We start from the raw sequence: 10952 nt of genomic DNA on the forward strand, positions 1-10952 counted from the left end.
GTAATAAGTAGGGAGCAATTTTCTTTTATATTTACACTTTAAAAGTATTATCGTCCTTTTTTAAAGAGCCCAAAAATGATTCTACATGGACGATAATGAAAAGTCAAGAACTACAGTTCTTCCTCTTCTTCTTCTTCAGTTTCATCATACTCAAGTTCTTCTTCAGCGAAGTCGTCGTCATCTTCGTCTAAATCATCAAGATCGTCGTCATCTCCGTCTTCTTCTTCAAGAACCTTGTCCAAATCTTCTACATCGTCTTCATCTTCACTTACGTCTGCATCGTCGAAGTCATCTTCGTCTTCTTCAATGTAGTCGTCAAAACCGTCTTCTTCAACTTTACGTTTCTTCTTCGGTTTTGGTTGAGGCAAGATTTCTTCATCAATTTGCTCATATGGGTACCAGCTGCGTAGTCCCCAACGATTTTCTCCTAAATTAATGAAACGTCCATCGATGTTTAAGTCTGTATAAAATTGTGCGATTTTCGCATTAACTTGCTCTTGAGATAGTCCCAGCACTTGAGCGATTTCTTGAACCAACTCGTTGAATGTCGTTGCTTGTTTTTTATCCCCTAAAACGCTATGTACAACTTCAATCATTGAACATTCTTTTAGCTCTTCTGGTGAATATTGCTTAAAATCCACTTATGCGGCACTTCCTTTCATCAAATATAACCTTATATATAACGGCCTGCTTAAAAAAATCCATACTATTCATTATAAACAAAAGTCGCACAAATATGCTACAAAAAAAACGGGAAACTTTTATAGGGCAGTAAAATTATAATTTGTCTGTTCCTTATTTCGGAAGCATATGGGCCCCTTGCAATACATACCTAATTTGCATTTCTGTATATTCTTCGAGCGTATACAGTTTTTGCAGCGCCCAGCGTCTAAATCCCCACATCTGTCCTTGTATAAAAATATTATGCGCAAGAAGCTGTATTTCTTTTTTATTTAATGTAAATGTTCCATTTTCCGTACACTGTTCTAAAATATTCTCGAACATTCCTACCATTTGAAACTCCTTTTCTAATACATACGGAAGTGATTCTTTCGGTAAAAAGCGTACCTCTTGATACATTATCAATACTTCTTCCTGTAATTCGTCCATCACTTTAAAGTAATTCGTTATTGCTATCTTTAAACTTTCTATACTCCCTTTTTCTGTACACACTACTTCCTCTAATCTTTCTTTTACATGTTCATATATACTATCACAAACTAAATATAAAACATCATCTTTGGTACGAATGTACTCATAAAGTGTCCCTATACTAAACCCAGCCGCTTTTGCAATCTCTCTCGTTGTTGTACGCGGAAATCCTTTTTGTTTAAACAGTTGCACCGCACCTTTAATCATTTGTTCACGTCTTAACGCAACTAATTTTTCATCTTTCACCGATGCATGCACATTATGTTTAACCATTCCCTTCACCTCTCTCTATTATTTTTTGGAAGGAAAAAGCGTAGGAAAATACCTACGCTTTCGTTCCTACTTCGTTAACATACGAGAAATTACAAGCCTCTGAATCTCTTGTGTTCCTTCATATATTTGTGTAATCTTTGCATCTCGCATATAACGCTCTACTGGATAATCTTTCGTATAACCGTAACCACCAAATACTTGCACCGCTTCAGTCGTCACCTTCATCGCTGCATCGCCTGCAAATACTTTTGACATCGCTGATTCTTTTCCATACGGAAGCCCTTCTGATTCAAGCCAAGCCGCTTGATATGTTAAAAGGCGTGCTGCTTCTACATCTGTTGCCATATCCGCAAGTTTAAAGCCAATCCCTTGCTGCGCCGCAATTGGTTTTCCAAACTGATGGCGCTCCCTTGCATATTCTACAGAAGCATCTAAAGCCCCTTGTGCAATCCCAACAGCTTGCGCCGCAATACCGTTACGACCTCCATCTAATGTTTGCATCGCAACTTTAAACCCTTGCCCCTCTCCTCCAAGTAGATTCTCTACAGGAATACGGCAATCTTCAAACATAATTTCAGTCGTTGGTGAAGAGCGAATCCCTAGCTTGCTCTCCTTCTTCCCAACTGAAAATCCCGGTGTATCACTTTCTACAATAAATGCACTCGTACCGCGCTGCTTCGATTCAGGATCAGTTAGCGCAAAAACAACATAAATATCAGCAATACCGCCATTTGTAATGAAAATTTTTGATCCATTTAAAATATAATGATCGCCATCTCTCTTTGCGATTGTCTTCATTCCACCAGCATCCGATCCAGATCCTGGTTCCGTTAAGCCGTATGCACCAATTTTCTTCCCTTCAGCCATCGGCCGTAAAAACTTTTGCTTTTGCTCTTCCGTCCCAAATTTAAAAATTGGCCATCCCGCAAGTGAAGTATGCGCAGACAGTGTTACACCTGTTGAAGCACAAACGCGAGATAATTCTTCAATAGCGATTACGTATGCTAAGTAATCGCTTCCAATTCCACCGTACTCTTCAGGCCATGGAATACCAGTTAAACCAAGCTCTGCCATTTGATCAAATAACTCTCGATCAAATCGCTCTTCTTCATCACGCTCAGCTGCTGTTGGTGCCACTTCATTTTTAGCAAAATCTCGAACCATTTTTCTTATCATTTCATGTTCTTCTGATAGTTTAAAATGCATCTCCGTCTCCCCCTCGCCCTTTTATAAAGCACGGCTAATAACAAGTTTCTGTATTTCACTTGTTCCTTCATATATTTGCGTGATTTTCGCATCACGGAAAAATCGTTCTACTGGATAGTCTTTCGTATAACCGTAACCACCAAATACTTGCACCGCCTCAATCGCGACTTCAACCGCTGTCTTAGAAGCAAATAATTTCGCAATAGATGCTTCTTTACCGCATGGTAATCCCTGTGCCCTAAGAGATGCCGCTCTATATACGAGTAACCTTGCTGCCTCGATACTTGTTGCCATATCTGCAAGCTTGAAGCCAATCCCTTGCTGCGCCGCAATGGGCTTCCCGAATTGCTCTCTTTCTTTTGCATAATCAATTGCACAGCCAAGCCCCGCTTCAGCAATTCCTAACGCCTGCGCACCGATTCCAATTCGCCCAACATCTAAATTCGCCATCGCCACCTTGAATCCTTGTCCTTCTTCCCCAAGTAAATTCTCAGCTGGCACTTTCATATCTTCAAAAGTAAGTTGTACTGTACGAGAACCGAGAAGTCCCATCTTATGTTCATCTTTTCCAATGATTAAACCAGGTGTATCTTTCTCTACTATAAATGCAGAAATACCACTTTTCCCTGCCTCTGGATTTGTAGAAGCAAATACAATGTATGTACTTGCTTCACCACCATTTGTAATAAACACTTTCGATCCATTAATAATATAATGATCACCTTTTTTCACAGCTCTTGATTTCAAACTCCCTGCATCTGATCCTGCATTTGGCTCTGTTAAAGCAAATGCACCTAAATATTCCCCGGTTGCAAGTTTAGAAACATATTTTTTCTTCTGTTCTTCTGTTCCAAAATATAAAATCGGATTCATTCCAACTGACGTATGTACAGCTAAAATTACACCAACTGTTGCACTTACCTTTGAGATTTCCTCAATTGCTAGAATGTAAGAAATAAAGTCCATTTCTGCCCCGCCGTATTTTGCAGGCGCTGGAATACCCATTAATCCAAGCTCACCCATCTTTTGCAAAATCTCTTTCGGGAACACCCCTTGTTCCATACTAGGAACAAAGGGAGCTATTTCCTTCTGTGCAAAATCCCGAACCATTTTCCTCATCATTTGCTGCTCTTCATTAAAACGAAAGTTCATATATTCCGCCTCCATTTGCTATATATCCTTTAAATAATTTGGTAAGACCACTATGTTGTAACAAAGGGGGCATTTATTCGTAAACGTAGAATCCACGACCTGTTTTACGCCCTAACCATCCTGCATTCACATACTTACGTAATAATGGACATGGGCGATATTTACTATCTCCTAATCCTTCATGCAACACTTCCATAATGTATAAACACGTATCTAAACCGATAAAATCAGCGAGTGTCAAAGGCCCCATCGGATGGTTCATACCAAGCTTCATGACTTCATCAATTGCTTCTTTCGTCGCTACACCTTCATATAACGTATAAATTGCTTCGTTAATCATCGGTAGTAAAATGCGGTTTGATACAAAACCTGGGAAATCATTCACTTCAACTGGTACTTTCCCAATTTTTTTCGTAATATCTTCAATTGCTTCATATACCGCATCATCGGTAGCCAAACCACGAATAATCTCAACAAGCTTCATAACTGGAACTGGATTCATAAAGTGCATACCGATTACTTTTTCCGGACGCTTCGTTACCGCTGCAATTTCTGTAATTGGCAGAGATGACGTATTCGTCGCTAAAATTGCGTGTTCTGGAGCAATTTCATCTAGATTCGCAAAGATTTTCTTTTTAATATCCATTTTCTCAACAGCTGCTTCAATAATAAGATCCGCTTCTTTCACACAATCTAAATCAAGCGTTACTGTAAGACGATTTAATGTCGCTTCCTTCTCTTCTTCCTTCATGCGTCCTTTTTCTACTTGGCGCGCTAAGTTTTTCGTAATGATAGCCATTCCTCTATCTAATTGCTCTTGCTTTAAATCTTGTACCTTCACGTCATATCCTGCCATTGCACATACTTGTGCAATTCCTGATCCCATTTGCCCTGCACCAATTACAACAATGTTTTGTACACCCATTTTTTCTTCCCCCTTAATTGTTAATAAATTTTATACCCTCGAACTTTAATTAGTGGACTTCAATCATCACTGCGTCCCCTTGACCGCCACCGCTACAAATCGAAGCAATTCCAATTCCGCCGCCGCGCTGCTTAAGTGCATGGATTAGTGTAACGATAATGCGCGCTCCGCTTGCTCCAATTGGATGTCCCATCGCTACCGCGCCGCCATTTACATTCAATTTTTCCGGATCAATTCCTGCGATTTCTGTACTTGCAATTGCTACCGCTGCAAATGCTTCATTAATCTCGAATAAATCGATGTCTTCAATTTTCTTGCCTGTTTTTTCAAGCAATGCGTTAATTGCATAACCTGGCGTTCTTGGGAAATCTTTAGATTCCACTGCAATTGCTGTATGCGCCAAAATTGTCGCTAATGGCTTTCTTCCTTCTTGCTTCGCTCTGTCTTCGCTCATTAATACAAGTGCGGCACCACCATCATTTAGTCCCGGCGCATTACCAGCTGTCACCGTTGCTGTCTTATCAAATACAGGTTTTAACTTTGCTAACTTTTCAATCGTTGTATCTTCACGTGGCGCCTCATCCTTTGCAACGACAATAGGATCGCCTTTTCTTTGCGGAATCGTTACTGGCACGATTTCCTCTTCAAAACGCCCTTCTTTATGCGCTGAAACCGCACGCTGATGGCTACGATATGCCCATTCATCTTGCGCTTCGCGAGAAATTCCATCTTCCTTCGCAACTTCTCCACCATAAACGCCCATGTGTGTACCTGAAAATGCACATGTTAAACCGTCAGCAACGTTTAAATCAACAACTTCGTTATTGCCCATTCTGTATCCCCATCTTGCTCCGCGTAAAATGTAAGGACTGTTACTCATCGACTCCATACCGCCAGCTACAATTAGTGATTGATCGCCAGTACGAATAATCTGATCCGCTAACGTAACCGCACGAAGCCCTGATGCACAAACTTTATTCACTGTTTCCGTCTGCACTTCCCAAGGGATTCCAGCAGCCCTCGCAGCTTGGCGCGATGGAATTTGTCCCTGCCCACCTTGAATAACCGTTCCAAATATAACTTCTTCAACCTCACTAGCCGCAACATTTGCTCTTTCAAGCGCTGCTTTAATTGCAATTCCTCCAAGTTCCGTCGCTTTTACATCTTTTAAAGATCCTCCAAATTTTCCAACTGGTGTTCTTGCGGCACTTAAAATAACTGTTTTACTCATGTTTCTTTCCCCCATTTCATTTTTTAACACTGAGCGCTCGCTCGATATCCCTACGTTGAGAAGAGGTGCAATCATTGCACCTCTTTCTAAAGTTGTATACATTCTTACAAACTACATCGCTTCTTTTTTCTGTCCGATAACAGATCGTTCTAAAATCTCTGTCACATCAAGAGTTTGAACTTTCTCTTCTACCTCTTTCGCTTTCGTTCCATCACTGATCATCGTTAAGCAATATGGACAACCTGTACCGATAATAGATGGCTGTACAGCTAATGCTTGTTCTGTACGAGCAACGTTAATACGAGAACCTGTTGTTTCTTCCATCCACATTAAGCCACCACCTGCGCCACAGCACATTCCCGTTTCACGGTTACGTGCCATTTCTACAAGATTCACTCCAGGAATCGCTTTCAAAATGTCACGTGGCGCTTCGTACACTTCGTTGTATCTTCCTAAATAACAGGAATCATGGTACGTAACTGTTTCTTCAATAGCGTGAACAGGCTTTAAGCGCCCTTCTTTCACCCACTGAGCTAACAATTCTGTATGATGATAGACTTCTGCTTGCAAGCCAAAGTCCGGATACTCATTTTTAAATGTGTTATAAGCATGAGGATCAATCGTAACGATTTTCTTCACTCCTGCCTTTTCAAATTCTTCGATATTCTTTGTCGCCATCTCTTGGAATACAAATTCATTTCCAAGGCGGCGTGGTGTATCTCCAGAATTCTTTTCTTTATTACCGAGAATTGCGAATGAAATGCCTGCTTCGTTCATTAACTTCGCAAACGATATCGCAATCTTCTGACTACGATTGTCGTATGATCCCATTGAACCAACCCAGAATAAATACTCGAATTCCTCCCCAGCTTTTGATTTTTCTTTTACAGTTGGAACTGTTACTTCGTCATCACCTTGGCGCCATGTTTCACGCTCTTTACGGTTCAGCCCCCACGGATTTCCTTGACGCTCGATATTTGTCATTGCGCGTTGTGCTTCCGCGTCCATTTTCCCTTCAGTCAAAACGAGATATCGACGTAAGTCAATAATTTTGTCAACATGCTCATTCATAACTGGGCATTGATCTTCACAGTTACGACACGTTGTACATGCCCAAATCTCTTCTTCTGTAATAACATCTCCGATTAAACTCGGATCGTAAGCGAGCGTTGTAGACGCTGATTCTTGTTGCCCTTTTCCAGCTGCCATCATCGCTAACTGATTTCCTTGTGTATTATTGAAGGCAACTACTGGAACCCACGGTGCTTTTGATGTTACCGCAGCTCCTTTATCAGTTAAATGATCGCGAAGTTTTAAAATTAAGTCCATCGGTGATAACATTTTTCCTGTTCCTGTTGCCGGACACATATTTGTACAACGGCCACACTCTACACAAGCGTATAAGTCAATAAGTTGATTTTGTCTAAACTCTTCAATTTTACCAACACCAAATGTTTCTTGCGTTTCATCTTCAAAATCAATCTTTTCAAGCTTCCCTGGGTTTGAAAGACGACCGAAGAATACATTAGCTGGTCCTGCAATTAAATGCGCATGTTTTGATTGTGGAACATACACTAAAAACGTTAACAAAATTAGTAAATGCACCCACCAAGAAAAATAGAACACTGAAATGGCTACGGTTTCATTTATCCCGCTAAAAACGTAAGCGATTGCAGAAGCAATTGGCTCACTCCATGAAAGCTCCTCGCCATGCCATATAAGTCCCATACCGTTACCAAGTAGCACAGAAATCATTAAGCCACCGATAAAGATAAGAACAAGACCTGATTTGAAGTTACGTTTTAAACGAACAAGCTTTTCTACATAACGTCTATGAAAAGCCCAAAATACTGCAATTAAAATAACAAGTGTGACAATTTCCTGGAAGAATGTAAATGCAGGGTATAGTGGTCCAAGTGGAAGATGTGATCCTGGTGCGAGTCCTTTCCAAACGAAGTCAATTGCTCCAAATTGGACAAGAATAAATCCGTAAAAGAACATAACGTGAATGATGCCGCTTTTCTTATCTTTCAGCAGCTTTTTCTGACCGAAAACATTGACCTTAAGGAGATCCCAACGCTCTTTAAAACGACGGTCAAACTCAATTTTTTTTCCTAATTGTATGTAGGCCATTCTCGTCCGTATAAGATATACAAACAAATATCCTGCATAAGCAATAACAGCAATGGCAGCCAGCCAATTAATAATCAGTAAGCTATTCATTTTTATGCTACCCCTCTCTTTGTAAGCCCTCTTTCTTTTTGAATCTTCAAAAATATATAATTTTCTGAATTATATCCCCTATCCCCATTATATAATGAGTGAGCATTCAGTCAACAGTTTTTTGTTATAGAACAACACATTTTTTCATAAAGCTGTTTATTTCGGTGAAACTATAAAGTGAAACTTTAATCAGTAAGGGCGGTTCTTCCCCCGCTGATTATTAGTTGAACCAATCGGGCTTTTACGGGCAGTTGATTTCCTAACTAGCTTCTGCTTATTCATCAATTTTTGAAATAGGAAGCTTACTACCCGTTAAAGCGGGGTAAAGTGAAACTTTAATCAGTGCAACATACTATCCTCTAATGAAATTTATAATAACAACCGTGCTACCCGTATCATTTGTAACACACTGAAGGTGAAAAGAATGCGAAGGAGGGAATTCACTGATGCTCTACTTATCTCTTTTGTTAATATCCGTTGCTCTTTGGATTACAATTGACCTTTCATACGGGAGACTTCTTCATTTAAAACGGGTAAGCTCTCGCACTTTCCCTTTACGTCAAAGTGATTTTCACCTTTATACATATGGGAAAGATTTATATGACGCTTTATTTACTGATATAAAACAAGCACAGCACCACATTCATATTTTATTCTTCATTGTAAAAAACGATAAAATCAGTCGTGAATTTTTAAATTTGCTGATTGATAAGGCTCAGGAAGGAATTGAAGTACGACTTTTACTTGATCGATTTGGCAGCCATTCTTTATCAAACGAAGCTATTCGCTCCCTGCAAAAACATGGTGTATCTTTTTCATTTTGTCATAAGGTAAAATTTCCTCTTCCTTTCTTTTCTGCCAATCAAAGAAATCATAGAAAAATTACAGTGATTGATGGGAAAACCGGCTATATCGGGGGATTTAATATTGGCGAAGAGTATCTAGGTCATAATGAACACTTAGGATTATGGCGAGACTATCATTTACGTCTTACAGGAGAAGGGGTTCAAGATTTACAAAAGCAATTTTTGCATGATTGGTTTGATGATACGAAACAGAATTTATTGGATGCTTCTCTTTATTTTCCAAAACAACAACCAGGTACCATCTTGCATCAATTTATTCCGACTGATGGTGCTTATTTACAGCATACTTTTTTACATTTAATTAACGGAGCAAAAAAAGAAATCTGTATCGGTACGCCATATTTCATTCCTGGAAAAAAAATTATGAATGCCTTATTAAAAGCAAGAGAAAGAGGGGTTCAAATCACAATTCTTGTTCCAGAAAAAGCTGATCACCCTCTCGTTCGGGAAGCAAAATTCCCGTACTGCCGAAAATTAATACAGGCTGGTTGCAATATTTATGCATTTCAACAAGGGTTTTTTCACGCCAAAATTATTATAGTGGACGATGATATTTGTGATATCGGAACGGCAAACTTTGATATGAGAAGTTTATATATTAACCATGAAATAAACTGCCTGTTATATAATAAACATTTCATTCAAACAGTAAAAAATAAATTTCATGAAGATCTAGAGAATGCATCCGTACTTTCCTATAGCGATGTAAACCCGCCTTCTCTTATCAATAGAGGAAAGGAATGGATTGGAACAATACTTGCTTTCTTTTTATAGGAAAGACAATGAATAAAAGAGGTGTATCTCATATGATTATACGGTTTGGATATGTCTCACATGCAATGGCACTCTGGGACTGTTCTCCTGCCAAAACAATGACGTTTACAAGTTTTAAGAAACTTAGCAAGCAAGAACGAGAAGACAAACTGTACCATGTTATAAAGCAAAATTTAGAGCACACAATACGTATCCTTCATTACAATATAGCGCATGAAATCCCACTATATCGCCTATCGTCTTCCATCGTCCCACTTGCAACACATCTCGAAGTCGAGTTTGACTATATTGGGGTATTCACACCACTTTGGCGTAAAATAGGGGCTTTAATTAAAGAACACAATTTACGAATAAGTTTTCATCCAAATCAATTTACGCTATTTACAAGCGACAAGCCACATATTACTACTAACGCTATTACGGATATGACTTATCATTATAAAATATTGGATGCTATAGGCATTGCAGATTCTTCTTACATTAATATTCATGTAGGTGGAGCCTATGGAAATAAAGAAAAGGCAATTGAGCGCTTCCATGAAAACATAAAAAAACTTCCTACACATATAAAAAAACAAATGACTCTTGAAAATGATGATAAAACCTATACAACCGCTGAAACTTTATCCATTTGCCAAAAAGAAAATATTCCATTTGTATTTGATTATCATCATCATATGGCCAATCTTTGCGAGGAACCACTAGAAGAGTTGCTTCCTGCAATTTTTGAAACTTGGTCACATACAAATATCTCTCCTAAAGTTCACATTTCCTCCCCGAGATCGGAAAAAGAATTTAGGGCTCATGCTGAATATATCGATTTAGAGTTTATTAAGCCTTTCTTACACATTGCAAAAAAACACAATCATAATTTCGATATTATGATTGAAAGTAAACAAAAAGACTTAGCACTATTCCAATTAATAGATGAACTTTCTGCTATAAGAGGAATTAAAAGAATAAGTGGTGCAATGTTACAGTGGTAAATTGTAACTTTGCACCATTTTTTCAAAAAAGTAATTTTTATAGTAAAAAACATTCTGTTTTATATGCTATTATTTAAATTAGCATTTTCTCCCCGAGATTCAACTTTATTGAAACGGAGTCATAATATGATTAATCAAAAAAAGTATATACAATCTGTCATAAT

9 protein-coding genes are annotated in these 10952 nt (G+C 38.8%); 2 read left to right on the forward strand and 7 right to left on the reverse strand.

Annotation, left to right across the window (positions count from 1 at the left end; translation table 11 throughout):
• Positions 1-110: 110 nt before the first annotated feature.
• The 7 genes from rpoE to GBN78_RS15315 form a co-directional block, all read right to left on the reverse strand.
• Positions 111-641 carry a DNA-directed RNA polymerase subunit delta gene (gene rpoE / locus GBN78_RS15285; RefSeq protein WP_000346280.1) on the reverse strand — a complete coding sequence of 177 codons (531 nt, stop codon included), beginning with the start codon at positions 639-641 and terminating at the stop codon, positions 111-113.
• A 154-nt stretch (positions 642-795) separates the two neighbouring features.
• Positions 796-1425: a TetR/AcrR family transcriptional regulator gene (locus tag GBN78_RS15290; RefSeq protein ID WP_000238599.1), complete on the reverse strand. Its 630-nt coding sequence runs from the start codon at positions 1423-1425 to the stop codon at positions 796-798.
• A gap of 66 nt (positions 1426-1491) precedes the next feature.
• Positions 1492-2631 carry an acyl-CoA dehydrogenase AcdA gene (gene acdA, locus GBN78_RS15295; protein ID WP_000545545.1) on the reverse strand — a complete coding sequence of 380 codons (1140 nt, stop codon included), beginning with the start codon at positions 2629-2631 and terminating at the stop codon, positions 1492-1494.
• Positions 2632-2652: 21 nt separating this feature from the next.
• On the reverse strand, positions 2653-3783 hold the full coding sequence (locus GBN78_RS15300) for an acyl-CoA dehydrogenase (protein WP_098293330.1): 1131 nt from the start codon (positions 3781-3783) through the stop codon (positions 2653-2655).
• A gap of 73 nt (positions 3784-3856) precedes the next feature.
• The gene (locus tag GBN78_RS15305; RefSeq protein WP_000538880.1) at positions 3857-4708 is read right to left on the reverse strand and encodes a 3-hydroxybutyryl-CoA dehydrogenase; all 852 of its coding nucleotides are present in this window, start codon (positions 4706-4708) and stop codon (positions 3857-3859) included.
• A gap of 49 nt (positions 4709-4757) precedes the next feature.
• Positions 4758-6041 (reverse strand): acetyl-CoA C-acetyltransferase, encoded by a 1284-nt coding sequence (locus GBN78_RS15310; protein ID WP_141444455.1) that lies wholly within the window; start codon positions 6039-6041, stop codon positions 4758-4760.
• A gap of 9 nt (positions 6042-6050) precedes the next feature.
• The gene (locus tag GBN78_RS15315; protein ID WP_098293331.1) at positions 6051-8162 is read right to left on the reverse strand and encodes a (Fe-S)-binding protein; all 2112 of its coding nucleotides are present in this window, start codon (positions 8160-8162) and stop codon (positions 6051-6053) included.
• A gap of 446 nt (positions 8163-8608) precedes the next feature.
• Here GBN78_RS15315 and cls point away from each other — a divergent pair, with 446 nt between their 5' ends.
• Together cls and uvsE are read left to right on the forward strand one after the other, a co-directional pair.
• A complete protein-coding gene (cls, locus tag GBN78_RS15320) occupies positions 8609-9802 on the forward strand; it encodes a cardiolipin synthase (protein WP_088067758.1) in 1194 nt (397 codons plus the stop codon).
• 32 nt (positions 9803-9834) lie between these two features.
• Positions 9835-10788: a UV DNA damage repair endonuclease UvsE gene (uvsE, locus tag GBN78_RS15325; RefSeq protein ID WP_098293341.1), complete on the forward strand. Its 954-nt coding sequence runs from the start codon at positions 9835-9837 to the stop codon at positions 10786-10788.
• Positions 10789-10952 lie beyond the last annotated feature (164 nt).

Source organism: Bacillus sp. B2-WWTP-C-10-Post-4 (genome assembly GCF_009183805.1).
GTDB lineage: Bacteria > Bacillota > Bacilli > Bacillales > Bacillaceae_G > Bacillus_A > Bacillus_A cereus.